This is a genomic window from Rahnella perminowiae, from assembly GCF_019049755.1.
Taxonomy (GTDB): domain Bacteria; phylum Pseudomonadota; class Gammaproteobacteria; order Enterobacterales; family Enterobacteriaceae; genus Rahnella; species Rahnella perminowiae.
In genome coordinates this window covers 1-26,181 of record NZ_JAFMOS010000641.1, presented here as the reverse complement: position 1 = coordinate 26,181, position 26,181 = coordinate 1, and the positions used below count along the sequence as shown (strand labels likewise).

General features: G+C 52.1%; 22 protein-coding genes and 1 pseudogene. 12 read left to right on the top strand and 11 right to left on the bottom strand.

Translation table 11 applies throughout. From position 1 onward, the window contains the following. Nucleotides 1–70: 70 nt before the first annotated feature. Together mgtE and J1785_RS25150 are read right to left on the bottom strand one after the other, a co-directional pair. Entirely contained in the window at nucleotides 71–1,510 is a 1,440-nt protein-coding gene (mgtE, locus tag J1785_RS25155; protein WP_217220977.1) for a magnesium transporter, read from the bottom strand. A 9-nt stretch (nucleotides 1,511–1,519) separates the two neighbouring features. Then, entirely contained in the window at nucleotides 1,520–1,738 is a 219-nt protein-coding gene (locus J1785_RS25150; RefSeq protein WP_217220976.1) for a YfgG family protein, read from the bottom strand. A gap of 541 nt (nucleotides 1,739–2,279) precedes the next feature. Between J1785_RS25150 and J1785_RS25145 the strand changes: the two genes are divergently transcribed. Beyond that, the gene (locus J1785_RS25145; RefSeq protein WP_238483374.1) at nucleotides 2,280–4,484 is read left to right on the top strand and encodes a sensor domain-containing phosphodiesterase; all 2,205 of its coding nucleotides are present in this window, start codon (nucleotides 2,280–2,282) and stop codon (nucleotides 4,482–4,484) included. A gap of 74 nt (nucleotides 4,485–4,558) precedes the next feature. Here J1785_RS25145 and ppx read toward each other — a convergent pair whose 3' ends face one another. The 5 genes from ppx to purM all read right to left on the bottom strand — a co-directional run bounded on the left by ppx (nucleotide 4,559) and on the right by purM (nucleotide 11,133). Continuing rightward, a complete protein-coding gene (gene ppx / locus J1785_RS25140) occupies nucleotides 4,559–6,103 on the bottom strand; it encodes an exopolyphosphatase (RefSeq protein ID WP_217220983.1) in 1,545 nt (514 codons plus the stop codon). A gap of 22 nt (nucleotides 6,104–6,125) precedes the next feature. Next, nucleotides 6,126–8,195: a polyphosphate kinase 1 gene (gene ppk1 / locus J1785_RS25135; RefSeq protein WP_129955600.1), complete on the bottom strand. Its 2,070-nt coding sequence runs from the start codon at nucleotides 8,193–8,195 to the stop codon at nucleotides 6,126–6,128. Between the two features lie 429 nt (nucleotides 8,196–8,624). Continuing rightward, nucleotides 8,625–9,200, bottom strand: a complete 576-nt coding sequence (speG, locus tag J1785_RS25130) for a spermidine N1-acetyltransferase (RefSeq protein ID WP_129955599.1) — start codon at nucleotides 9,198–9,200, stop codon at nucleotides 8,625–8,627. A gap of 220 nt (nucleotides 9,201–9,420) precedes the next feature. After that, nucleotides 9,421–10,059: a phosphoribosylglycinamide formyltransferase gene (purN, locus tag J1785_RS25125; protein WP_129955598.1), complete on the bottom strand. Its 639-nt coding sequence runs from the start codon at nucleotides 10,057–10,059 to the stop codon at nucleotides 9,421–9,423. A 36-nt stretch (nucleotides 10,060–10,095) separates the two neighbouring features. Next, nucleotides 10,096–11,133, bottom strand: a complete 1,038-nt coding sequence (gene purM, locus J1785_RS25120) for a phosphoribosylformylglycinamidine cyclo-ligase (protein ID WP_129955597.1) — start codon at nucleotides 11,131–11,133, stop codon at nucleotides 10,096–10,098. 232 nt (nucleotides 11,134–11,365) lie between these two features. Between purM and upp the strand changes: the two genes are divergently transcribed. The 3 genes from upp to hda all read left to right on the top strand — a co-directional run bounded on the left by upp (nucleotide 11,366) and on the right by hda (nucleotide 14,374). After that, the gene (gene upp, locus J1785_RS25115) at nucleotides 11,366–11,992 is read left to right on the top strand and encodes a uracil phosphoribosyltransferase (protein WP_013576561.1); all 627 of its coding nucleotides are present in this window, start codon (nucleotides 11,366–11,368) and stop codon (nucleotides 11,990–11,992) included. Nucleotides 11,993–12,197: 205 nt separating this feature from the next. Further along, on the top strand, nucleotides 12,198–13,490 hold the full coding sequence (uraA, locus tag J1785_RS25110; protein WP_129955596.1) for a uracil permease: 1,293 nt from the start codon (nucleotides 12,198–12,200) through the stop codon (nucleotides 13,488–13,490). 176 nt (nucleotides 13,491–13,666) lie between these two features. Continuing rightward, nucleotides 13,667–14,374, top strand: a complete 708-nt coding sequence (gene hda / locus J1785_RS25105; RefSeq protein ID WP_013576559.1) for a DnaA inactivator Hda — start codon at nucleotides 13,667–13,669, stop codon at nucleotides 14,372–14,374. A gap of 51 nt (nucleotides 14,375–14,425) precedes the next feature. Here hda and arsC read toward each other — a convergent pair whose 3' ends face one another. Then, on the bottom strand, nucleotides 14,426–14,782 hold the full coding sequence (gene arsC, locus J1785_RS25100) for an arsenate reductase (glutaredoxin) (protein WP_129955595.1): 357 nt from the start codon (nucleotides 14,780–14,782) through the stop codon (nucleotides 14,426–14,428). A 27-nt stretch (nucleotides 14,783–14,809) separates the two neighbouring features. Further along, complete coding sequence (gene bepA, locus J1785_RS25095) at nucleotides 14,810–16,342, bottom strand: beta-barrel assembly-enhancing protease (RefSeq protein WP_217220974.1); 1,533 nt, start codon at nucleotides 16,340–16,342, stop codon at nucleotides 14,810–14,812. 260 nt (nucleotides 16,343–16,602) lie between these two features. Between bepA and J1785_RS25090 the strand changes: the two are divergent. Further along, nucleotides 16,603–17,666, top strand: a pseudogene (locus J1785_RS25090) (AI-2E family transporter). Nucleotides 17,667–17,741: 75 nt separating this feature from the next. Here J1785_RS25090 and bcp read toward each other — a convergent pair. Both bcp and J1785_RS25080 read right to left on the bottom strand, forming a co-directional pair. Next, nucleotides 17,742–18,209, bottom strand: coding sequence for a thioredoxin-dependent thiol peroxidase (bcp, locus tag J1785_RS25085; protein ID WP_015698249.1), 468 nt, complete (start codon nucleotides 18,207–18,209; stop codon nucleotides 17,742–17,744). Between the two features lie 25 nt (nucleotides 18,210–18,234). Further along, nucleotides 18,235–18,801: a glycine cleavage system transcriptional repressor gene (locus tag J1785_RS25080; protein ID WP_129992281.1), complete on the bottom strand. Its 567-nt coding sequence runs from the start codon at nucleotides 18,799–18,801 to the stop codon at nucleotides 18,235–18,237. Nucleotides 18,802–18,946: 145 nt separating this feature from the next. Between J1785_RS25080 and dapA the strand changes: the two genes are divergently transcribed. From dapA to ypfH, 7 genes are all read left to right on the top strand, one after another. Then, nucleotides 18,947–19,828: a 4-hydroxy-tetrahydrodipicolinate synthase gene (dapA, locus tag J1785_RS25075; protein ID WP_013576553.1), complete on the top strand. Its 882-nt coding sequence runs from the start codon at nucleotides 18,947–18,949 to the stop codon at nucleotides 19,826–19,828. Between the two features lie 16 nt (nucleotides 19,829–19,844). Next, a complete protein-coding gene (bamC, locus tag J1785_RS25070; protein WP_217220973.1) occupies nucleotides 19,845–20,924 on the top strand; it encodes an outer membrane protein assembly factor BamC in 1,080 nt (359 codons plus the stop codon). Nucleotides 20,925–20,980: 56 nt separating this feature from the next. Then, the gene (gene purC / locus J1785_RS25065; protein WP_015698209.1) at nucleotides 20,981–21,694 is read left to right on the top strand and encodes a phosphoribosylaminoimidazolesuccinocarboxamide synthase; all 714 of its coding nucleotides are present in this window, start codon (nucleotides 20,981–20,983) and stop codon (nucleotides 21,692–21,694) included. A gap of 225 nt (nucleotides 21,695–21,919) precedes the next feature. Beyond that, nucleotides 21,920–22,795 carry a KPN_02809 family neutral zinc metallopeptidase gene (gene ypfJ, locus J1785_RS25060; protein WP_217220972.1) on the top strand — a complete coding sequence of 292 codons (876 nt, stop codon included), beginning with the start codon at nucleotides 21,920–21,922 and terminating at the stop codon, nucleotides 22,793–22,795. Between the two features lie 113 nt (nucleotides 22,796–22,908). Then, nucleotides 22,909–23,361, top strand: a complete 453-nt coding sequence (locus J1785_RS25055) for a DUF441 domain-containing protein (protein WP_129955589.1) — start codon at nucleotides 22,909–22,911, stop codon at nucleotides 23,359–23,361. Between the two features lies 1 nt (nucleotide 23,362). After that, nucleotides 23,363–25,348: a tRNA(Met) cytidine acetyltransferase TmcA gene (locus J1785_RS25050; protein ID WP_217220971.1), complete on the top strand. Its 1,986-nt coding sequence runs from the start codon at nucleotides 23,363–23,365 to the stop codon at nucleotides 25,346–25,348. Nucleotides 25,349–25,456: 108 nt separating this feature from the next. After that, nucleotides 25,457–26,107 (top strand): esterase, encoded by a 651-nt coding sequence (gene ypfH / locus J1785_RS25045; RefSeq protein ID WP_129955587.1) that lies wholly within the window; start codon nucleotides 25,457–25,459, stop codon nucleotides 26,105–26,107. Nucleotides 26,108–26,181: the final 74 nt, after the last annotated feature.

The following is a 26,181-nucleotide window of genomic DNA, read 5'->3' as shown; positions in this document are numbered from 1 at the left end:
ATTAATGTAAATTCTACATTACGCTGTAATAGATAACGAATTTTCCGGCCAGAAAGCCGGAATTGATTCATCAGAGCAGGAAAATGGTGGCGAGGCCGAGGAAAATGAAAAATCCGCCGGTGTCTGTCAGCGCGGTAATCATGACACTCGAACCGACTGCCGGGTCCCGGCCAAGACGCACCATGGTCAGCGGGATCACGACGCCCATCAGTGCGGCCAGCAGCAAATTCAGTACCATCGCCAACGTCATCACGGCACCCATTTGCCAGTCACCGTAGAGCAGCCAGGTGACGACCCCCATTAATCCGCCCCACACAAGGCCGTTGATCAGCGCCACGCCCAGTTCCCTGAACATCAGGAATTTCAGATTGCCGAGCTGTACGTGGTGCAACGCCAGCCCGCGCACAATCATAGTGATGGTCTGATTACCGGTATTCCCGCCGATACCGGCAACAATGGGCATCAGCGCGGCCAGTGCAACGAGCTGTGAAATCGTGTGTTCAAACAGGCCAATCACGCGGGAAGCCACAAACGCCGTACACAGATTGATGGCCAGCCATGCCCAGCGATTACGTACAGCTTTGGTCACCGGCGAGAAAACATCTTCTTCAGGACTTAACCCCCCCATACGGCGTAAGTTGCTGTCGGTGTCGTTATTGACGAAATCAACAATTTCTTCCACCGTCAGGCGCCCCATCAGTTTTCCTTTTTTATCCACGACGGCAGCGGTGATCAGATCGTAGCGCTCGAACGCACTGGCTGCATCCTCCGCTTTATCCTCCGGTTCAAAGCTCGTGAGTTCGGTGATCATCACATCAGAAACCAGCGTATGCGGCGGGTTCAGTAAAATGGTAGTCAGCGGCAATTCGCCGATCAGCGTATTTTTCCGGTCAGTGATAAAGACTTTGTCGGTTGCCTGGGGAATTGATTTGCGTGATCGGAGAAAGCGCTGAACGGTGCCCAGTGAGACATCCGGACGAACGGTCAGTAACTCGAAATCCATAATGCGGCCAACGCATTCTTTACTGAATTTCATGACTTCACGGACTTTGTCGCGCTGGCGCGGATCCAGCGAAGTCAGTACGCGGCCAATCAGGTCGCGGGGCAGATACTCCGCCAGATAAACCTGATCATCGACATCCAGCAGTGACATGGTTTTGAGCAAATCTTTATCGCTCATTTCTTCGATCAGGCTGTCCCAGACCGTTTCTGAGACTTCCACCAGTGCTTTGCCGCGCGCAGCAGGTTCTACCAGCCGCCAAAGCGCCAGACGCTCCCGTATCGGCAAGGCTTCCAGTACGTCCGCCACGTCAGCGGCATGAAGATTTTTTACCCGCGAGGTCAGCTCGGCGGTGTTGTCCATCAGTTGTGCACGCGTGTCGTCATCGACGTCCGGTTCCTCGCCCAGAATACTGTCGGCGAGGTCATCGGTGTTCAGAAGGAGATCGAGGATCCTGCTGCGGCTTTCAGCCAGCTTCTGGCCGTAATTTTTCGGTTTTTCACCAGGCATTTGAGATCCTTAGTCCTTTGAATAACGGCAGGTTTTCAACGTTCCGGTACAGGTTTTTTCAGGAGCCGGTTCCTGTGGCCCCACAGTTTGCGTATCGGTCAGGGTTTGTTTTTGATCCTGATGATGTGAATACGCGCCGATAGCGGAGTAGACCAGACGTCCGAACAAAATAATGAAGCTTATCGCTAAAACGATTTTCGTTATTCTGATGTTGGTTTTTCGAGACATAATTTAATCGCTTAAGTAAATCGTTGCTACGGTGAAGGAATGAAGACATGCAAATGATAACGTTTACAATATATAGCACATCTAAACAGGCGGCCAGATAATCGGATTAAGAACAAAACGTGCGGTATTATCTTTTATACAACTGACAAAAACGCATCCTTTTCCTTATTCATGGGAATGATCTCATTAAATAATCTATACATTTTATTTTGTTAATCACGCGATGAATTTGTTTGAGATGAATTTCAGCCAAATCATAAAGATTGTGTTTATTGATATGCATCAAGGGATTTAAGATGGGGCACATTAGAATCCAGTCATATTTTAAAAGTGATGTCCCGACCTCCGCTGTATTCTTTTTTCTTCTGCGCTTTTTCTGTGAGATGACGTTTTTACAACGATAATTGAGGACGCGACCCGTAGCCACCGTCATCGGACTGCCAGTCTGACGTCAGTTATACTTTGAACCCTTCATTGCGGCATGAAATTCATGCACAAAACTTAGATGGACTTGATGCATAAAATTTTTTCCAGGCACAACATGCGCCATAAATGGTGGGGACTCCCCGTAATTTGTGCGCTGGTGCTGATCCCGGTGACCTCGTGGCTTTCTCCGATGATCTCCCTGCCGGATGGCCGCACTTATCTTATTTATATGCCGATGGCGACCTGTGTCGCGTTGCTGATGGTGTTTGACTGGGCTGCATTACCTGGCATCGTCCTGACGCTTTTCCTGCGTTATTACCTGCGGGTTGGGGTCGAGATGGGCATGCTGATGACGGTAATTTACTTCACCGCGCTGTCCCTGGCCTGGCTGGGTTATCGCTGGCAGGCGGGCAGCCGCTGGTCCGCACCGCTCGGGCTGATGAATCTGGCGAAGGCCCGCGTAGGCTGGTTGGTGATTTTCCTGACGTTATTTTTCGTCATTGTGCTGCAGGTTGTGATTGAAAGCGGGTTACTGCCCGGTTATCTCGGCATGGCGACACGGGATTTTGTTACGCTCAGGACGCTGGTCAATTTACAGGCATTGATCCTCGGCATTCTGCTTAACTCTCATGTGATTTATCTGGTGTTACGCATTATCCGTAAGCCGCATTATTTACGTATGATATGCATGAGGCTGCGAAAAGAGCAATCAGCGGGCGTGAGATTTGCTGAAATTGTGCTGTGGTTTACGGTTCTGGTGTTTATGGTCACGCTGCTGTGCCTGCCGGGGATGAGTGAACCGTTCATGAAGATTTTACTCAGCGATTACACGCTGACGCTACTGTTCCCGGTATTGCTGTTTGGGGCATGGCGCTACGGTTATTACTTTATCAGTATTGTCTGGACCCTCACCCTGACGGTTTTATTTCACTACTATCAGGGGTTTATTTCCGGGAACGGCTTTATTCATAATCTGGTGTTCGTCTCCGCCCTGATGCTGGTTTATACCATCACGTTGTTACTGATGGCGGCTATCGCCTCACGGCAGCGTTTGCTGATGAAAAGATCCAGTGCCGCCGCCTTGCAGGACCCGGTGTTTGGCCTGCCTAACCTGCGTGCCTTCAACCGTGATCTGGCGCGCTATCCGCGTTCCATGCTCTGTTTTATCCGCGTCTCCGATATGGATGTGTTAAGCCGTAATTACGGCATGCAGTTACGTATTCAGTTCAAACAACAACTGGCGCTCGGGCTGAAGCCTTATCTGCAGAAGGGGGAGCAGGTTTATCATTTGCCGGGTTATGATCTGGTCTTGCGGCTTAACTGCGAAGATGCGGATAAAAAACTGCAGAATTTGCATGACTATCTGGAAGATTTCCGTCTCATCTGGAACGGTTTACCGCTGCATCCCAACATTGGTTTATCTTACTGTACGGTGTATTCGCCGGTGGAACATCTGCCGGTTTTACTGGGCGAACTGAGCGGGATTGCCGAAGTTTCCCTGACCACCGGACAGCCGGAATCGAATAAAAACGATCACACTCAGGTACAACTGGAGATCAGAGAGAAGGTCGAGATGCTGCACAAAATCCAGCGGGCACTGGATGACGATCGTTTTGTGCTGATGGCGCAACCGATCTTCGGGGTACGCGGCGACAGTTATCATGAAATTCTGCTGCGCATGTCAGATGGTGCGCATGAAACGCTGATCACACCGGATAAGTTCCTGCCGGTGGTGCATGAATTTGGTTTGTCGTATCAGCTGGATATGTGGGTGCTGAAACATACGCTGATGTTTATCAATCAAAACCGTGTCCGTCTGCCAAGCCTGCGTTTTGCGGTGAATTTCACACCTTCGACGTTGTGCCGGCCGACATTTACCCGCGATTTTAAAGCACTCATGCTGGAATATGAGGTGGAACCGTTCCAGATTGTGCTGGAGGTGACTGAATCTCATCTGCTACAGAATATGAAATATGCTGACCTGGCGATGCGGGAATTACGTTCTTATGGTTGCCGCATTGCGATTGATGACTTCGGTACCGGCTATGCCAGTTATGGTCGTCTGAAGGCTATCCAGGCTGATATTCTGAAAATTGACGGCAGCTTCGTGCGCAATATGCTCACTGATTCGCTGGATGCCTACATTGTGCAGTCGATCTGTCAGGTGGCGCGCATGAAGCATTTATCGATTGTGGCGGAGTATGTAGAAACTGAAGACCAGAAAACCGCGCTGCATGCGCTGGGTGTGGATTACATGCAAGGTTATCTGGTGGGTAAACCGGAGCCGTTAAAGACACTACTTGAACTCCCGGGCGCCTGAAACTGAACGGCAGCCGGAGAAAAAAGCCCTCTGCGCATCAGATGCCAGAGGGCTTTTTTATTGCAGCGAAACGGTTAGTTTTCCGCAATGTCGTCTTCTTCCTCAAGCATCAGTTTCCAGCCTGTGACGTCATCCCAGTAACTTTGCTCTTTTTCGAAATCCAACTGAACCAGGTTATTCTGCGCCAGATATCCGGCCGGGAAACGCAGCGTCCAGTGATTATCATCGGTGGATAACCGCAGGGATTCAGGCGTTGTCGTCGACTGACGCTGGTTATTGAGCAATGCGCCTAAGCGCAGAAGCTGAATCAGCGGAATGTAGTGCTTCTTCTTGAACAAATTCAGGCGCGGCAGTTCTTCCAGCTTGATGGCTTTGCGGTGGAAACGTACCAGTGTGGCCAGCAGCGTTTGCTGTTCCTGGTTGAACCCCGGCAAGTTAGTATTTTGCAAAATATACGAGGAATGACGGTGCATGCCGGTGTGGTTAATACTCAGACCGACCTCATGCAACATGGCGCTGAATTTCAACAGTGATTCCAGCTGCGGCTGCACCAGCTTGGTATTTTGCGCCAGCCATTGTGCATACAATTGCTCGGTCGTATCCAGCACGCGGCGAGCCTGTTCCCGATCAATGTTATAATGCTCAGCCAGGCTTTTCGCGGTACGGGTACGGATATCCTGATGACGGAAGCGGCCTTCCATTTCATACAGCACTCCTTCACGCAGCGCACCGTCCGAAAGACGCAGCTCTTTGACCGCCAGCGCATCAAATACGCCGCGCAGAATGGCCAGACCCGGTACAAAAACCGATTGCCTGTCTTCCGATAAACCCGGTAAATCCAGTGCGCTGAAATGCTTGAAGTTCAGTACTGCTTCGGTCAGCATTTCCAGCCGTTCAGGGGTAATTAAGCCGTCTTTCTCGCCCATGGCGACCAGGACTTCATGTGCTGCTTTAATACTGCCGGATGCACCCAAAGCATACTGCCAGCCTTGCAGCCTGTATTGCCACGCCAGAGTTTCCAGCTTTTGCGCGGCGGCAAGCTGCGCACGTTTGAAATTACTGCGACTGATTTCGCCATTGGGGAAAAACATCTGCGCAAAACTGACGCAGCCCATACGGCGGCTTTCGGCCAGCAATGGCTCGAAATCCTCTCCGATGACCAGTTCTGTTGAACCGCCACCGATATCGACTACCAGCTTGCGGCCTTTTTCAGGCTGGGTATGTTCAACACCCATAAAAATAAGTCGTGCCTCCTCCTGCCCGGAAATAATTTCAATCGGGTAGGGGATGACTTCTTTGGCGCGCTTGAGAAACTCCTCGGCATTCACTGCCTGACGCAGCGTATGCGTGCCGACGATAGTGACGTTATTTTCCGCAAACCCCTGCAGGCGTTCGGCGAATAAAGCCAGGCAATCCAGCCCGCGTTGAATGGCTTCTTCACTGAGCACATTTTTAGCGTCGAGGCCATCGGCCAGATGAACGCGTTGTTTCAGGCGTCCGAGGACCTGTAGCGCGCCGTTGACGACGCGGGCAATGACCATATGGAAACTGTTCGACCCGAGATCGATGGCCGCAATTTCCTGTGGTTTAGCATTCAGTGGGCTGCTTTTAAGGGGCATAATGGTATAACGCTCCAGGGGTTCAGGCTTGCTGACTTTGTTGTTCCAGCTCTTTGAGATATTCATAAATCGCCAGTTGCGCACGAACTTTGCGGCGATTTCCGCGTGGAACATACCGGTTGCTCAGTTCTTTATCAATCACTCTGGCTTTTACTGTGTCACTAAACAGCAGTTCAAGGATATCCAGAACGCGCTGTTTCAGACGCGGATCGAGCAGGGCAACGGCCACTTCAATACGGTAATCAATATTACGTGTCATCCAGTCGGCAGAAGACAGGAAGACTTTCGTCTCGCCGCCGTTTTCAAAGACATACACGCGATCGTGTTCCAGATAACGGTCAATGATACTGGTGACCTGAATATTTTCACTAAAACCAGGCAAATTCGGTACCAGTGAGCACATGCCGCGGATCAGCAGACGGATTTTCACCCCGACGTTTGACGCCACGTAGAGACGGTCAATCAGCCCTTTATCCACCAGGTTGTTGATTTTTAAAGTAATGCCGCCGGTACCTCCTGCCTGCACGTTGGCAATTTCACGGTCAATCAAACGGTAAAGCATGTCGCGTGAGTTTTGCGGTGACACCATCAGATGCTCGAACGACACCGGGCGGTACGGGTTTTCAATAAAGTTGAAGACACGTCGGACTTCGTTGGTGATCCTCGCATCGGCGGTGAGCAGTGAATAGTCGGTATAAAGCCGCGCTGTTTTCTCGTTAAAATTACCGGTCCCGATATGAGCATAGCGGACAATTTCATCGCCTTCCCGGCGGGAAATAAGAAAGAGTTTTGCGTGAATTTTCAGACCCGGCGCAGAGAAAATAACGTGCACACCGGCTTCCGTCAGGCGTTTCGCCCAGTGAATATTCGCTTCTTCATCAAAGCGCGCCTGCAGTTCGACGACCACCGTGACTTTCTTACCGTTGTGGGCAGCGTGGATCATCGATTCGATGATGCGGGAATCTTTCGCCACGCGGTAGATATTGATTTTTATCGACAGCACGTTCGGATCGAAAGATGCCTGACGCAACAGTTCCAGTACATGCTCAAACGTGTGGTACGGATAATACAGCAGTACGTCTTGTTCACGGATCGCCGCAAAGCCGTTGCGGAATTTGTCGAACCACAAATGGCGCAGACGGGGGAGTGGACGGTTCACCAGATTGGCTTTGCCAACATTCGGGAAGCCAATGAAATCTTTGAAATTGTGGTAACGGCCACCGGCGATCACCGAATCATAATTGGAGATACCGAGTTTACCGCGCAGCAGCTCCACCATTTCATCCGGCATATCGCGCTGGTAAACGAAACGTACCGGTTCGGCGGTCAGACGCTGTTTCAGACTCGATGACATCAGCTCCAGCAGGCTCGATTCCATTTCCGTGACCAGATCATATTCAGCATCGCGGGTCATTTTCATTGAGTACGCATTCAGCGCATCGTAATCGAAGAAGCCTTTAAAAATATCATCCAGACAATAACGCAGAATGTTATCCAGCAGAATCATTGGCTTACGGCGGCGTGGTGCTTCCGGTGGCAAGTTAACGAAACGCGGCACTTTATCGGACGGAATTTCGAGCAGCGCGTAGTGGATCTCTTCGCCGCGGATAATTTCAACCGCCAGATAGGTGTAATCGTCTTTAAGGAATTGCACCAGGTTGGTGTCGTGATTAATCAGAATCGGTGTGATGTACTGGCGCAGATGATGTTTGAAATACTGGCGCAGCCAGGCTTGCTGGTTTTCGGAAACCTGACGTTCGTTAATAAGGAAAATCTGATTACGCGCCATTTCCAGAAGCAAGTCGTTGTAAAGGCTGTCGAACTCCTGATCAATGCGCAGCACCTTGGCCTGGATTTTTTTCAGTAAATGGCGGGACGCGCCCAGAAAACCTTGTTCTTCGCTGATGAGGATCCGTCTTTTTAAATCGGCGAAACGAACTTTATAAAATTCATCCAGGTTATTGGAATAGATCCCTAAGAAACGCATCCGTTCGATCAGGGGATTGCTTTTGTCAGCCGCTTCTTGCAACACGCGCTCATTGAAGGACAGCCAGCTTAGTTCTTTCTCGATATAAAGCTTTTCCTGACCCATTTTCACTCCGTTCATTTAGCTTGCAACCTGGCCCATACAGGCAAATTTGCCTGAAAACACCGCAATATAGCTCAACATATTCTTCGTGTTGCCCGCTTTTTAAGCGGCCAGCGCAGCAGGAAGCCATCTGTGAGAGGGGCCTAGTGTCTACTATCAATATTGCGAAAGATTGACAGGAAAGTCCAACATAACAAAGGATGATTTCAGAAGAGTTTATAGCAGGGGAATTATTGCGAGAAAAAGGAGGACAAAGCCTTACATGTGAAGGAGTTCGTCTACGCTTCATACTTCAGATCGCAGGTGCGTTGGCTCCGTTTGCTGACCCGCACCACTGACTTAAATCAGTGATGCGGGATTCACCCACTTGCCGCCTTCCTGCGAACCGAATTATTTTGGGTATAAATATTGAATAATATTTACCGCGCTAAATTAAATCGCGCTGGCACCCACCAGAGATTCAGGTTTGACCTGAGCAGGCTTGGTTTTGTATTTCGCCAGGAACTGAGGCTGGAAAATACACATGCGGATGGCGCTGCGATATTCGCCGTTCACAAAAAATTCCTGTTTCAGTTCCCCTTCAAGCTCGAACCCTAATTTGCTGTAAATATGGATCGCCTTTTTGTTTTCTTTATCCACAATTAAATACAGTTTGTAGAGGTTCAACACGGAGAAGGCATAATCCATCGCCAGACGGACGGCATCACCGGCAAAGCCTTTGCCCTGATGCTGCGGGTCAATAATGATCTGAAACTCCGCGCGGCGGTGAATATGATTAATTTCCACCAATTCGACCAGGCCGACCGGTCCGCTTTCGAATTCGATAATAAAGCGGCGCTCGCTTTGGTCATGGATATGCTTGTTATACAAATCGGTCAGTTCGACGAAGGCCTCGTAAGGTTCTTCAAACCAGTAACGCATGATGCTGGCGTTATTATCAAGACGATGAACAAACGACAGGTCGTCCTTTTCCAGTGGACGTAATCTGACGCTGTTATGGCTAAACATGGGGTGTTCCTCAACTATACAAGCCGTTTTATGAGGGTAACCTTCGTAAATATAAAATCTGAAACAACCGTGGTTCAGATGAAGGTCGGCGCACAAACGACGTTTAAACGTGCACCGGGACGGGCATTATATCGGGCGAAATGTAAACAAATGTCAAATAACGGAAAATAAAAAACCGGCACGTGGCCGGTTTATAGTGAAATCATGATGTAATGGCAGATTAATCTTCCGCGTATCCACGTTCAGAAAGTGGATGGTTATCCAGCAGTGCCTGGCCGTTTTGCAGCGACAAACGTCCCTCAACAAACCAACTGACCACCAGCGGATAAATGCTGTGTTCCTGCGTTTGCACGCGGGCGATCAGATCTTCTTCGGTATCCTCAGTAAACACCGGTACCTTAGCCTGTAAAATTACCGGACCACCGTCGAGTTCTTCAGTCACGAAATGCACGGATGTCCCGTGTTCCGCATCCTGATTTTCAATGGCCTGACGGTGTGTATGCAGACCCGGATATTTTGGCAGCAGGGAAGGGTGAATGTTGATCATGCGACCGGCAAAGCGCCGGACGAATTCAGCGGTCAGAATACGCATATAACCGGCAAGTACCACCAGATCAGGCTGGTAACTTTGGATAGCATCGGCCAGCGCAACGTCAAACGCCGCACGGTCTTCATAGGCTTTAACATCCAGCGCATGCGCGGGAATATTGGCTGAACGGGCTCTTTCAAGCCCGTATGCCGCTGCTTTATTGCTGAAGACCGCACAAAGCGTTGCATTGATTCGTCCCTGCTGGCAGGCATCGATCAGGGCCTGTAAATTGCTTCCCTCGCCCGATACCAGAACCACAATCCTTTTCATTTTCCTACCCGTCATCAGTCAGTTGTTTTACTGGTTTTATTCAATAATCACGCGTTCAGCGGCATCAGAGGCTTTAATGTAGCCAATTTTCCACGCTTTTTCGCCGTTATCGTTCAGTAATGCAATCGCCTGATCGGCCAGTTCTGCAGGAAGTGCCACCAGCATGCCGACACCACAGTTAAAGGTGCGGTACATTTCATGACGGCTGACGTTACCGGCGGTTTGCAACCAGGTAAAGACATCCGGCCACTGCCAGCTTGATTCATCGATAATCACCTGCGTGTTGTCCGGCAATACGCGGGGGATATTTTCCCAGAAGCCGCCACCGGTCAGATGGACGATGCCGTGAACATCCACGTTTTCGATCAGGTTCAGGATCGATTTCACGTAAATTTTGGTCGGTGCGAGCAAATGATCAGCCAGCGGTTTGCCTGCCAGATCGGTGGTTTCCGGGTCGGTCTTGCTGACTTCCAGAATTTTGCGCACCAGAGAATAACCGTTAGAATGCGGGCCACTGGCGGCCAGACCAATCAGCACATCCCCGTCAGCCACTTTGCTGCCGTCGATGATTTCTGATTTTTCCACCACGCCCACGCAGAAGCCTGCCACGTCGTAATCTTCGCCGTGATACATGCCCGGCATTTCAGCGGTTTCACCGCCAACTAACGCACAGCCAGACTGTTTACAGCCTTCTGCGATACCCGTGATCACGCTGGCAGCCGTATCGACGTCCAGTTTGCCGGTAGCGTAATAATCGAGGAAGAACAGGGGTTCGGCGCCCTGAACGATCAAATCGTTGACGCACATCGCGACCAGGTCGATACCGATAGTATCGTGGCGTTTCAAATCCATCGCCAGACGCAGCTTGGTGCCAACGCCGTCGGTACCCGATACCAGCACGGGTTCACGATATTTTTGCGGCAGCGCGCAGAGGGCACCAAAACCGCCCAGTCCACCCATGACTTCAGGGCGGCGAGTCTGTTTTACTACACCTTTAATGCGGTCTACCAATGCGTTACCGGCATCGATATCTACGCCTGCGTCTTTATAGCTGAGAGAGGTTTTGTCGGTCACTGCGAAGTCCCCACGGCGGTTTGGGTTGGTGGTTGAAGAATAAAGCGGGGCAATTCTAACAGTGCAAGCAAACGTTTGCGAGCGCCTTATTCGATGAGGGATTTTAGGCTGTCTATACTCTAACCGGGTTAGTGATGATCCAGATCAGGCTATTTGGTATGGCGTTCAAAAAAAATGGCGTTATAATCTCGCGATTTTTTTTTGCAGCTCAACCACCTTAGGAGAATAAATAATGAAGATCGTCGAGGTGAAACACCCGCTGGTGAAACACAAGCTGGGCCTGATGCGTGAAAATGACATCAGCACGAAACGTTTTCGCGAACTGGCTTCTGAGGTGGGGAGTCTGCTGACGTATGAAGCGACTGCCGATTTAGAAACTGAAAAAGTGACGATCGAAGGCTGGAATGGCCCGGTCGAAATTGATCAAATCAAAGGCAAGAAAATTACCGTAGTGCCTATCCTGCGCGCCGGTCTGGGCATGATGGAAGGCGTACTGGAGCACGTTCCAAGCGCGCGTATCAGCGTAGTCGGCGTATACCGTGATGAAGAAACCCTGAAACCTGTGCCGTATTTCCAGAAGCTGGTTTCTAACATTGAAGAACGTCTGGCTCTGGTGGTTGATCCGATGCTGGCGACCGGGGGGTCTATGATTGCGACCATCGACCTGCTGAAAAAAGCTGGCTGCCAGAGTATTAAAGTCCTGGTGCTGGTTGCCGCACCGGAAGGGATCGCCGCTCTGGAAGCTGCGCACCCGGACGTTGAGCTGTACACCGCCTCGGTGGATCAGGGGCTCAATGATAAAGGCTACATCATCCCGGGGCTCGGTGATGCGGGCGACAAGATATTTGGTACGAAATAAGTTATTAGCCGACTGAGAAGTCGGCTTTTTTTTGCTCGTCATACTTCAGGCTGCGGATGCGTTGGCTGTGCCTGTTCACCCTGAGCGCATAATTATCTGTGCCTCCGGGGCTTACGGATTGGCCGCCTTTCTGCAACCCGAATTATGCAGAGCAAAAGGTTCTGTTTAACACAACATCACAAACACCTTTGAGAGGATCACATTCATGACCCGTCGTGTCATCGGGGTAAGCGAACGTCCGCCATTGCTGCAGACGATTCCCCTGAGTTTCCAGCATCTGTTTGCCATGTTTGGTGCCACCGTTCTGGTGCCTATTCTGTTCAAGATCAACCCGGCAACAGTGCTGCTGTTCAATGGCATAGGGACTTTGCTGTATTTATTTGTCTGTAAAGGGAAGATACCCGCCTACCTCGGCTCAAGTTTTGCGTTTATTTCTCCGGTGCTGTTGCTGTTGCCGATGGGGTATGAAGTGGCGCTGGGCGGCTTTATTGCCTGTGGTCTGTTGTTTTGTCTGGTGGCGCTGATTGTTAAGAAAGCCGGGATTGGCTGGATTAACGTGATGTTCCCTCCGGCGGCAATGGGCGCAATTGTAGCCGTTATCGGGCTGGAGCTGGCGGGTGTGGCGGCGAACATGGCGGGGTTGCTGCCTGCTGATGGCGCTGCGGTGGATTCCACCACCATTACCATTTCGCTGGTGACGCTGGCCGTGACTATTCTCGGTTCCGTATTGTTCCGCGGCTTCCTGGCGATTATCCCGATCCTGATTGGCGTGCTGGTGGGTTATGCGCTGTCGTTCTTCATGGGCGTGGTGAATGTTTCTGCCATTGAAAACGCGCACTGGTTCGCGCTGCCAACCTTCTATACGCCACGTTTTGAATGGGTCGCTATCCTCACGATCCTGCCTGCGGCGCTGGTTGTTATTGCCGAACACGTCGGGCATCTGGTTGTGACGGCAAACATTGTGAAGAAAGATTTGCTGCGTGATCCTGGCCTGCACCGTTCGATGCTGGCTAACGGCCTGTCGACCGTGTTATCCGGTTTTTTTGGTTCAACGCCAAACACCACGTATGGTGAAAATATCGGCGTCATGGCCATCACCAAGGTCTACAGTACCTGGGTGATCGGCGGCGCGGCTATCCTCGCCATTCTGCTTTCCTGTATCGGCAAACTGGCGGCGGCAATCCAGGCCGTTCCGGTGCCCGTGATGGGGGGCGTTTCTTTGCTGCTGTACGGCGTGATTGGCGCATCCGGTATCCGCGTGCTGATTGAATCGAAGGTTGATTACAACAAAGCACAGAATCTGATCCTGACGGCGGTGATCCTGATTATCGGTGTCAGCGGCGCGAAGATCCACATTGGTGCGGCAGAGCTGAAAGGTATGGCGCTGGCAACGATCGTGGGCATTTTCCTGAGTCTGTTGTTCAAAGTGATCGAGATTTTCCGTGGTGAAGAACAGATCATTGATGTTGATGATGAGCGGGAAAATCCGCCGGTCTGATCCGGGCGTTTTTAAGTCAATCCCTGGCCGGCGGGCACATAACCCGCCGGTCGGGTGCTCGGATCGCAAGCGGTTGCACCGGGCACAGTTCATTTCACCGCGGATCCTTGCTAGAATTCGGCAGTTCTTTTTTTTGACGTGACAACATCTGCGGTCATCATGCCGCTTTGGTTGAGGTGCTTCTGAATACGCCGGCACAGCTTTCCCTGCCACTTTATCTTCCCGATGATGAAACCTTTGCCAGTTTTTATCCGGGGGAAAACCCTTCTCTGCTTTCTGCCATTCAGAGCGCATTGCATCAGGAACACGGCACCTATATTTATTTCTGGTCACGCGAAGGCGGTGGCCGCAGCCATTTGCTGCATGCGGCTTGTGCTGAATTATCACAACGCGGTGAAGCGGTCGGTTATGTGCCGCTGGATAAACGCGCTTATTTTGTGCCTGAAGTCCTGGACGGTATGGAACATCTGGCGCTGGTTTGTATCGACAATATTGAAGGCATTGCCGGTGATGATGAATGGGAGGCGGCTGTTTTTCATCTCTATAACCGCATTCTTGAAACCGGTCGTACGCGCCTGTTTATTACCGGCGATCGTCCTCCGCGTCAGCTGAATCTCAGCCTGCCGGATCTGGCCTCCCGTCTGGACTGGGGACAAATCTACAAACTTCAGCCGCTTTCCGATGAAGAAAAGCTTCAGGCATTGCAGTTACGCGCTAAACTGCGCGGCTTTGAACTGCCGGAAGACGTGGGCCGTTTTCTGCTTAAGCGTCTCGACCGGGAAATGCGTACGCTGTTTATGACCCTTGATCAGCTCGATCGCGCTTCTATTACGGCGCAGCGGAAATTGACAATCCCGTTTGTGAAAGAAATTCTCGGGCTGTAACGGGAAGGAATGTCCGGGTTCGTTAGCTGAACCCGAACGGAAAGCGGGGGGTTATAAAATCTCTTTCACCTGCTCCGGCGGACGCCCTAAACGCGCCTTGCCGTTGGCTACCACAATCGGACGTTCAATCAGCCGCGGGTGATCAGCCATTGCCTGTAAAAGCGCGTCCTCGCTCAGATGAGCATCCTTCAGATTCATGTCCTTGTAAATTTGCTCGCCCTTACGCATCAGTTCGCGTGCTGAGCTAAAGCCCAGCAGCCCGAGCAGTTCCTTAAGCTTATCCACAGACGGCTGCGTTTCCAGATATAAAATCACTTCCGGTTCAATGCCTTCTGCTTCCAGCAATTTCAGGGTTTCGCGGCTCTTTGAACATGCCGGATTATGATAGATTGCGACATCGTGTTGCATAAGATTTCCTCCATTCTGGCCCTGGGATCAGCCTTTCTGATACTGACGGAACCGTTGCTGTAACTGACGAAGCTGATCGATTCGTGCATCGTAACGGGCCTGTTCCAGACTGCCTAATTTTTGTAATGCGCTGGCATTGCTCAGCATCTCAATCGCCTGATCCAGACGTCCGATTAACGCCATGCTTTCTGCCCGGGCAGCCAGTTCCTGCGCGCGCAGCCCTTGCGCCGCCGCGGCCTGAGATAATAAATCCCAGCCATTGGGATCACCCGGATAATTGAAAGTATAGCGGTTGAGGATTTTCATGGCATTGGCCGGTTTCGCGCCTTCGAGATAAGCGTTGGCCAGGTTGAGTTGCAGCACGGCGTTGGAACTACTGGCCGCACCGGCCTGTTCCAGACGCGCAATCGCCTGCGGTGCACGTTTGCTGTCGATATCATTATCGGTGGCTAAATCCAGCAACCATTCATTGCCCGGATACTGTATCAGCAACTGATCCAGTAAGGTCCGTGCCTGATCATTCTTCTTGGCTTTGTAAAATTGCAATGCACGGCCATATTTTGCCGCCAGTTGTTCACGGATATTGCCGTTACTCAGTTTTTGCAGATAGTCATCTGACAACGGGAAACTCTCGGAACCGTACATGCCCAAAATGCGCACTTTTGCCATCAGATAATCTTGTGAGGATTGCACAATCGGGTGCGGCATCTGGTTGGCGCGGTTACGGATATCGGCCAGGCGGCTGTCGGGAAGGGGGTGGGTCAGCAGCATTTCCGGAGGACGGGTCGAGTAACTTGCCTGATCCGCCAGTTTTTGCAGGAAGGCTGGCATAGCCTGCGGATCAAAACCGGAACGCTGTAAGACCTGAATGCCGATACGGTCAGCTTCCTGCTCATTGCCCTGGGTGAAACTGATCATGCCCTGTTGCGTGCCGGCCAGGGTACCGGTCAGTGCCGCCATGCCCATTTGCGGGCTGGCCATCGCCAGAAGAATCGACCCCAGCGCGCCCACCCAGGTGAGCGGGGCGTTACGTTGCTGGTCTTCCATCGCACGCGCCAGATGGCGCTGGGTTACGTGGGAAATTTCGTGCGCCATGACGGAGGCCAGCTGGCTCTCGTTATCGGTGTAGCGGAACAGCGAAGAGTGAAGCACAACATTGCCGCCAAAAAAGGCAAAGGCGTTCAGCTCATCGTTATTAACGATGAAAAAATGGAACGGGGTGCGTACGGAATAGGCATGCGCCACCAGCCGTTGCCCCAGTTCGTTGATATACTGATTGAGCAGCGGATCGTTAATCAGCGGCGTGCTGGCGCGCATCTGACGGACATAAAAATCGCCCATCTGTAATTCCTGATTAATACTGAGCGTGCCGCCTGCGGTAGTGCCGATGTCCGGTAACTGGTCGCTCACCGGCGGAGCTAAGGGCGAGTTAATGCTTTTTGCGGGACCCGCGGGAGTTGACCAGAATGAACTGTCATCTGCACCGGCGGGCAGTATGGAACCCGCGAGCAGGCTACCCAGACACAGGGCAATCACTCTTTTTTTCAACCGCATAACCATAAACATTTGCTTCCCAATAAGTTAACCGCGATACCGATGAGCTTTACGAGCCTTTCTTTCGCGAACAGTCAGCCAGACTGTTATTTTCTTGCGCTTTTCTCTGCGCCGGTCTCTATAGTAGCTATCCGCGTGAGAGTTTAAAACACTCCGAAGCTACAGTTGTGTGACAACGAACTTTTTAAATAGTTACTTGTGTCTGAGCGCGCAGGGAACGAACAGCGCGCATATGCCGGACCCGAAATTACAGGAGCGTTTTCTTGATGTTGGATATGTTATTACAGTGGTATCGCCGTCGCTTTACGGATCCGCAGGCTATCGCACTGCTGGCTATTCTGGTCGCAGGTTTCTGCATTCTCTATTTCCTCAATGGCATCCTAGCGCCGCTTCTGGTGGCGATGGTGCTCGCCTATTTGCTGGAGTGGCCGACAGTGCGTCTGCAACATGTCGGGCTTTCCCGCACACTGTCGGTGAGCGTGGTGCTGATTATTTTCGCCGGTATTTTACTGCTCGGTATGTTTGTCATTGCGCCGGTGACCTGGCAGCAGGGCGTGAACCTGATGACTGATTTACCGAGCATGCTGAACCGCTTCTATGATTTCGCCGCGACATTGCCGAAACGTTATCCTGCGCTGGTGGATGCGGGCATCATCGACATGATGGCAGAAAATATGCGCAGCAAATTATCCGGTCTGGGTGAATCAGTGGTGAAATATTCACTGGCCTCGCTGGTCGGTTTACTGACGCTGGCGATTTACCTGATTCTGGTACCGATGATGGTCTTCTTCCTGCTTAAAGATAAAGAGCAGATGCTGAATGCCGTGCGTCGCATACTGCCACGCGATCGTGGACTGGCCGGACAGGTCTGGGTGGAGATGAATCAGCAGGTCACCAACTATATCCGCGGCAAAGTGCTCGAGATGATTATCGTCGGTGTGGCCACTTATCTGGTGTTTTGGTGATGGATCTGCATTATTCGCTGCTGCTGGCGGTGCTGGTCGGTGTATCGGTTCTGATTCCGTATATCGGCGCAATGCTGGTGACTATTCCGGTGGTCATTGTCGCGATGTTCCAGTGGGGACTGGGCGCGGATTTCTGGACGCTTTTTGTCGCCTATCTGGTGGTACAGGGTCTGGACGGGAATGTGATTGTGCCGTTGTTGTTCTCAGAAGCTGTTAATCTGCATCCGCTGGTGATTATTCTTTCTGTCGTGGTGTTTGGCGGTTTGTGGGGATTCTGGGGGGTATTCTTTGCAATACCGCTGGCGACGCTGGTCAAAGCTGTGGTTCACGTCTGGCCGGATGAATCACTGAACGAAACCCGGTGATTTATTATGCTGAGCGTATCCAATAAAAAAAAGCGCGTCTGCGCTTTTTTTGTATCCACACTCTGACCGTTTCGGTTATTTACCGTTCAGGTAGGCCATCACGATGTCATGGTGATTAGTGGTTTTGAAATCGTCGAACACTTTCTCGACTTTGCCATTGCCATCGAGCAGGAAGCTGATGCGATGAATGCCATCGTAGGTTTTACCCATAAAGGATTTTTCACCCCAGACGCCAAACTGTTCACAGACCTGATGATCTTCATCGGACAGCAAAGTGAAGTTCAGCAGTTCTTTCTCAGCAAAACGCGACAGCTTTTCCGGCTTATCGGTGCTGATCCCCAGCACTTCAACGCCGGCACTTTTTAACTGATCCATGTTATCGCGCAGTCCGCAGGCTTGTACGGTACAACCCGGGGTCATGGCTTTAGGATAGAAATAGACCAGGACTTTCTGTCCCTGGAAGTCGGCCAGATTAATTTGTTCACCGTCTTGGTCGGGCAAACTAAATTGCGGCGCAGGGTCACCGGCTTTCAGTGGGCTCATTGTCTTTCTCCATATCTCTTAGCGATTACTGCAGTTTATCTTCATTCTCAGAATAACTAACGACATTAATACTGCCTTGCGCTTTCAGTTCTGTACATAGCTGATGAAACGCCTGCTCAATAATTGCCGCATCAGTGTTGGCTGCGCTGTGCGCCGTAATTTGAATCGATAACTGCGCCGGTGTGTTGGCATCTGCCGGGCGGGTTTTGGAGGCAAGTTCGGCGATATTCATCTGATGCGTATCGAACAAATCGGTAAAACGCTCGATCAGATGCGCTGAGTCTTTCACTTCCACTTTCACCCAAACCGTAGCAGGCATGGGCGGACGTTCATGTGCGCTGGTTCGCTTCATCACGATTAATAATTCCAGCTCTGCGCCTTTTTGCGGCAGGGTGGATTCAATCAGCGTAATCGCATTCCAGCTACCGGAAAGCAACATGATAAACGTAAACTCATCACCGAGCATCGCAAGACGGCTGTCTTCAATATTACAGCCGCAGCTGCTGACCTGGCGGGTTATGGTGTTGACGATGCCCGGGCGATCAGCACCTAACGCGGTGATCACGAGATAATGTTGTTGTGGCTGCGGCAAAATAGGTCTTCCTGTCGTGCTTGGGAGTATTCCCAAGGTAAACATAAAAAAAACCGCCGGACAAGCGGTTACCGCTCGTTGATTGCTTGCTTTTGCAGGGGTGTCAAAAGTACCATGAGTGACCTGTTTGTGGAGGGGAAGGTCAATGTTTACGGGAAGTATTGTTGCACTGGTTACGCCGATGGACACCAAAGGTGCTGTCGATCGCGCGAGTCTGAAAAAACTGATTGATTATCATGTGTCCAGTGGTACTGCGGCGATCGTTTCCGTTGGCACGACCGGCGAGTCGGCCACGTTGAGCCATGAAGAGCACGGTGACGTGGTCTTACAGACGCTGGAACTGGCTGATGGACGCATCCCTGTTATCGCAGGTACCGGCGCAAACGCGACCGCTGAAGCGATTTCTCTTACGCAACGTTTTGAAAAAAGTGGCGTTGTTGGTTGTCTGACTGTCACCCCTTATTACAACCGTCCGACGCAGGAAGGTCTGTATCAGCACTTCAAGGCCATCGCTGAAAATACCTCTCTGCCGCAAATTCTCTACAACGTGCCTTCACGTACCGGCTGCGATATGTTGCCGCAGACCATCGCGCGTTTAGCAAAATTGAAGAATATTGTTGCTGTTAAAGAAGCAACAGGGAACTTAAGTCGCGTTAGTCAGATCCAAGTGCTGGTTGATGATGAAGATTTCATTCTGCTGAGCGGCGATGACGCCAGCGGTCTGGACTTTATGCAACTCGGTGGTAAGGGTGTTATTTCCGTCACGGCTAACGTAGCTGCCCGTGAGATGGCACAACTTTGTGAGCTGGCCGCCTTAGGCAACTTTGCCGAAGCGCGTCGCCTGAATCAGCGCCTGATGCCTTTGCATCAGAATTTGTTTGTAGAAGCAAACCCAATCCCGGTGAAATGGGCCTGTAAGGCACTGGGTTTGATGGCAACCGATACGATGCGTCTGCCTATGACGCCGTTAACAGATGCTGCCCGTCCGGTCGTGGAAGAAGCATTAAAAAGCGCCGGTTTGCTGTAACTCTTAGGAAGATTTGATGGCCTCTTTATTTGACAAGAACAGTTTCCAGATGACCCGATTGCAGAAAACGGCCGTGGCGAAAGTGGTCGGGGTTTCCCTGATCATGCTGCTGGCTGCCTGTTCAAGTGATCAACGTTACAAACGCCAGGTGAGTGGCGATGAAGCCTACCTGGATGCGTCAGGTTTGCATGAGCTGAAAGCGCCGGTCGGGATGATTCTGCCTGTGCAGAACGGAACATACGAGGTTCAGGCAGGCTCAATGCAGGGCGCGGTGGGCAAACAGCTCGACATCCGTCCTCCTTCCCAGCCACTGGCGCTGCTGAATGGTTCTCAGACGCAGTTCTCTGGTGACAGCAGTACCGTATTGTTGGAAAACACCGCGCAGAACCGTGACCTGTGGAATAACGTCGTGAAAGCCGTTGAGCAAAATAACTTCAAAATTGCCAACCGTGATGACGCTAACCAGACGCTCACCACTGATTTCATTGACTGGAATCGTGCGGATGAAGACTTCCAGTATCAGGGACGTTATCAGGTTAGCGTGAAACAGCAGAGCTACCAGTTAGCGCTGACGGTGAAAACGCTTGAGCTGAAACAACAGGATAAAGCTGTGACGTCTTCCGCTGAAATCCAGCGTTACAACAGCCAGATGATGAACTCCATCACGGCGAGTCTGGATAAAGTGCAGCAGGATACGCAGGCGCGTCTCGACAACCGTCGTGTTGGTGAGATTGACGTTCAGAGCGGCGCAGATGATACCGGCCTGCCGGTGCTGATTGTCCGTGAGAACTACGGTGTTGTGTGGGATCGCCTGCCAAATGCCCTGGCAAAAGCTGGCATGAAAGTGACCGACAGCAGCCGTCCGCAAGGCACATTGTCTGTGACCTACAAACCGCTGAATGACGATGCATGGCAGACACTGGGTGCGAAAGATCCGGGCCTGACTTCCGGTGATTACAAACTTCAGGTTGGCGATCTCGACAACCGCAGCAGCTTGCAGTTCCTTGATCCGAAAGGACATGCTCTCAGCCAGTCGCAGAACGATGCGATGGTGGCGGTCATGCAGGCCGCGTTTAGCCAGAGCAGCGCAAAATAATACCAAGGGGCTCCGGCCCCTTTTTACATCTGTTTTTTCCACTGGAGTAAGTAAAGATGCAAAAGTTAGCTGAGTTGTATCGCGGCAAGGCGAAAACCGTCTACACCACCGAAAACCCGGACCTTCTGGTACTGGAGTTCCGTAACGATACGTCAGCACTGGATGGTCAGCGTATTGAGCAGTTCGACCGTAAAGGTATGGTTAACAATAAATTTAACCATTTCATCATGGCTAAGCTGGAAGAAGCCGGTATTCCAACCCAAATGGAACGCCTGCTGTCTGACACCGAAGTGCTGGTGAAAAAACTGGATATGGTCCCGGTTGAATGCGTTATCCGTAACCGTGCTGCAGGTTCGCTGGTAAAACGTCTGGGCATTGAAGAAGGTCTGGAACTGAATCCGCCGTTGTTCGATTTGTTCCTCAAAAATGACGCCATGCATGACCCGATGGTCAACGAATCGTATTGCAAGACGTTTGGCTGGGTGAATGAAGAAAACCTCGCACGCATGAAAGAGCTGAGCTACAAAGCCAACGACGTCCTGAGCAAACTGTTTGATGACGCCGGTCTGATCCTGGTCGACTTCAAACTGGAATTCGGTCTGTTCAACGGTGAAGTGGTGCTCGGTGATGAGTTTTCTCCTGATGGCAGCCGCCTGTGGGATAAAGAAACCCTGAACAAAATGGACAAAGACCGTTACCGCCAGAGTCTGGGTGGCCTGATCGAAGCTTACGAAGAAGTCGCTCACCGTATCGGTGTGAAACTGGACTAAGCTGCGCATTATTTTTTTAGCCAGGCTGCGCAATCGTTTACGCAGTCTGCGCTGGCGCTCAACGGGGGGCGGATACCGCTTCCCGTTCTTTTATTTGCGTTTTATTTTTGTCTTCCTGCCCTGCTTTCTTTCATTTAATTCTGACTTCCCTAAAATTACGTCCCTTCGCGGATGGTATTAACCGCGTGTGCTGGCTAGTCTTACAAAAACAGTCTGGAGGTGATTATGCGTTGGCAAGGGCGTCGCGAAAGCGACAATGTAGAAGACAGACGCGGACAGGGAGCTAACAGCGGCGGTTTAGGTGGCGGAGGAATGCGCCTGCCGATCCGTGGCAAAAGCGGTATCGTGATCATCATCGTGGTGCTGGTCGCCGGGTATTACGGTATCGACCTGACGCCGCTGATTGATGGCGGTCAGTCCGGCGGCATGCAGCAACAAACACAATCACAATCCATCAGCCCGAAAGATGACGAGCAGGCAAAATTCACCTCGGTGATCCTTGCCTCGACAGAAGACACCTGGAAAGACATTTTCCAGAAGCAGGGCATGATTTATCGTGAGCCCAAACTGGTGATGTATCGCGGCGCGACCCGCACCGGGTGTGGTACCGGCCAGTCGGTAATGGGCCCGTTCTATTGCCCGGCGGACAGCACGGTCTATATCGACCTGTCTTTTTATCAGGAATTACAGGACAAGCTCGGGGCGGGGGGGGATTTTGCACAGGGCTACGTTGTGGCGCATGAAGTCGGCCATCACGTGCAGAATCTGCTGGGCACTGAACGCAAGGTTCGCCAGTTGCAACAGGGCGCATCGCAGGCTGTGGTAAACCAGCTATCGGTAAAAATGGAATTACAGGCTGACTGTTATGCCGGTGTCTGGGGACATGCGATGCAGCAGCAAAACGTTCTCGAAGAGGGTGACCTGCAAGAAGCGCTGGATGCCGCACAGGCCATCGGCGATGACCGGCTGCAACAGCAAAGTCAGGGGCGCGTGGTGCCGGACAGCTTTACCCACGGGACTTCCCGGCAGCGTTATACCTGGTTCAAACGCGGGTTTGATACCGGTAATCCTGACCAGTGTAATACCTTTGCCAGCCGCTGATTATGTGGCAGGAAGCGCTGGTTTGCTGCTAAAAACTGTTTAATAATCAGTGACTGATCCGGAGAGGTCTGCGGATCTCTCTTTCATTTTCATGTTGACCCGCTGGGAACGCCATGGCTTTTCTCGATCCAACGCTATTGATCTTACTTGTCTTCGCCGGTCTGGGCATTATCAGCCATAACAGCGCCGTCACCATCGCCATGTTTTTCCTCCTCACGGTGCGCATCACGCCGCTGAACAGCTTTTTTCCGTGGATAGAAAAATACGGTCTGACTCTCGGTATTATTATTCTCACCATTGGGGTAATGGCACCGATTGCCAGCGGAAAAATCAGCGCCAGTACCGTTGTACATTCTTTCCTCCACTGGAAATCCATCGTTGCCATTCTGGTTGGTGTGCTGGTGTCGTGGCTGGGCGGGCGTGGCCTGACGCTGATGGGCACGCAGCCGCATCTGGTGGCTGGCCTGTTAGTGGGCACCGTGCTGGGGGTGGCGTTATTTAAAGGCGTGCCGGTCGGGCCGCTGATTGCTGCCGGTCTGTTATCGATGATTATCGGGAAAACCTGAGATGTCTGCCACTTTGCTACAGCAACAGATGCAGCGGCTGGGCGTCCGGCGTTTGCTGGTGTTCAGTGGCGCAACGCAGTGGTGTGAGCAACAGGCGATTCTGTTTTCTGCACAAAGTGTGGGTGACTGGCTCTGGCTGAGCGATTCACCGCCTGACGGCGTCACTTCCTGTCCGCCTTCAGCGGCACATACGTTGCTCGGGCAGGATATTTTTCACGGTGTGTTTGATGCGCGTTATGGTCTGAATGTCGAGGCACTGGCGGCGTTTTCAGGCACATTAAAAGCCGGAAGCTGGCTGATTCTGCTGATACCGGAATGGCATTCCTGGCCTGACACGCCGGACGCGGACAGCCTGCGCTGGAGCGAGCAACCCCGGCCAATCCCCACTCCGCGTTTTATACGTCGTTTCCGGTCTTTCCTTGAGCAAGACTCTGGCATTACGATTTGCCGGCAGGGTCAGCCTTTAACTATTGCTCCTCTGCCTGCCGCACCCGACTGGCTGTCACCCGACGGCCAGCCGACCTCTGAGCAGTCCCAGATTTTAAAACAACTGATGCAGGCTCAGTCCGGCGTGTGGGTGCTGACCGCGCCGCGCGGGCGGGGGAAATCGACACTGGCGGGAATGCTGGTCAAACACTGGCCGGGTACCTGCCGGGTAACCGCACCGGCTAAAGCCTCTGCCAGCCAGATCCTTAATCAGCAAACAGACTCTGCCCGCTTTATCGCACCTGATGCATTGCTTGCCTTATGTCGCGAAGGCGCGGTAACCGGCGTTGACTGGCTGATCATCGATGAAGCTGCCGCCATTCCGGCCCCGATGCTGTCGGAAATTATCGCGGCTTTTCCGCGCGTGTTGCTCACCACCACGGTTCAGGGATATGAAGGCACCGGACGCGGATTCTTACTCAAATTCTGTGCGTCTTTGCCGCAGTGGCATGACCTGCGTCTGAACGCACCCATCCGCTGGTCATCATCCGACACGCTTGAGCCGTTCATTAGCCAGTTATTGCTGTTTGAGGAGCATCTGCCGGTGGCCGGTGAGGCGCGCGGTACATCAGAAATTTTTCCGATTCATGCTGACGACTGGCTGAATGAACCGGTGCTGTTAGAGGATTTCTACGGCCTGCTGACCAGCGCACATTACCGCACGTCGCCGCTGGATCTGCGGCGTCTGCTGGATGCGCCGGGCATGACGTTCAGCGCCTCACGGCACAACAATACGCTGACCGGCGCGTTATGGCTGGTGGATGAGGGCGGCCTTAGCGCAGCGCTGGCGCAGGAAGTCTGGGCCGGAAGACGGCGTCCGCGCGGGAATCTGGTGGCGCAGTCGCTTGCCGCGCACGCAGGGTTCCCGGAGGCTGCCGTCATGCGTTCACGGCGCATCAGCCGGATTGCCGTGCACCCGTTATTCCGTCGTCAGGGGATTGCCCGTCATTTATTGTTGGCGCAGAAACGGCAGGCTCAGCAGGCGGGGCTGGATTTTCTGTCGGTCAGTTTTGGTTATACCACGGAGCTGGCTGCTCTGTGGCAGCAGACCGGATTCCGGCTGGTACGCGTGAGTATGCACAAAGAAGCCAGCAGCGGGTGTTATGCTGCGATGGCGATATTACCGCTGAGCGCGGCGGGGCAGGCACTGGCGGACAACGCCGTGCATCAGCTTCAGCGGGACTGGCGCTGGCTGGCACCTCAGGTGGATTTAACTCTGCCGCTCAATATCGCTGCAGATACACAACCCGATGACGCCGACTGGCGCGAGCTGAGCGGATTTGCCTTCGCCCATCGTCCGCTGGAAAGCAGTTTACCTGCGCTCAGCCGTGTTTTGCTGCACAGTGATTTGCCGCTGACGGCGTTGCGTGCGTATTTGCAGCAAGGGAAAAGCGTGGCGGACATCGTACAACACTTGCGGCTTTCCGGGCGCAAAGCGCTGGTTTCGCGCTGGCGTGAGGAAACGCAGCAGATACTGAAAGAGGCGGGTATGGGCGGATAAGCCCCCGCTTTCATTGCAATAAATGGAAAGACTCGTTCAATAAAACCCGATTTCACTGACCGGCAGGCGGCGTATAGTGAACCCATTATTCGACAACGGGAGAGAGCAATGAGCTCAGAACAGATCATCGTCCGGCAGCCGGAGGAAAGGGCTAATCAGCTGATTTTATTGTTTCATGGCGTAGGCGATAATCCGATTTCAATGGGGGAAATCGGTAAATTTTTCGCTGTTTCATTTCCGCAGGCGCAGGTGATCAGCGTCGGCAGTCCGGATATCTGTGATTTTGGCCGGGGCTTCCAGTGGTTCTCAGTTCAGGGTGTGACTGAGCAAAACCGTCAGCCGCGTGTCGATGCCGCAATGCCAGTTTTTGTGCAGATTGTGCGTGACTGGCAGCAAAAAACCGGTGTCCCGCCGGAACACACCACATTAGTCGGTTTCTCGCAGGGCACCATCATGGCGCTGGAATCAACGAAAGTAGAAGAGCATCTGGCGTCGCGTATTATCGCGTTCAGCGGACGTTTCTCAACGCTTCCGGAAAAACCGATTGCCGCCGGTACGGTCGTGCATTTCATTCATGGGGAGCAGGATCCGGTGATTAATCCGTTCCAGTCGAAAAGTGCGGCAGAACGTCTGAAATCATTAGGTTGTGAATGTACGCTCAATCTTCAGCCGGGCATGGGCCACGGGCTGGATTCGCATATGATCAATACCGCCATCGCGCATTTGAAAAACTACGAGCCGAAATCACATCAGCATTAATTTTTCGCGACTTTAATAAAAAATGCCCCCGGCTGTATCACAACCGGGGGCGTTTTTTTATGGCTGACTGAGGG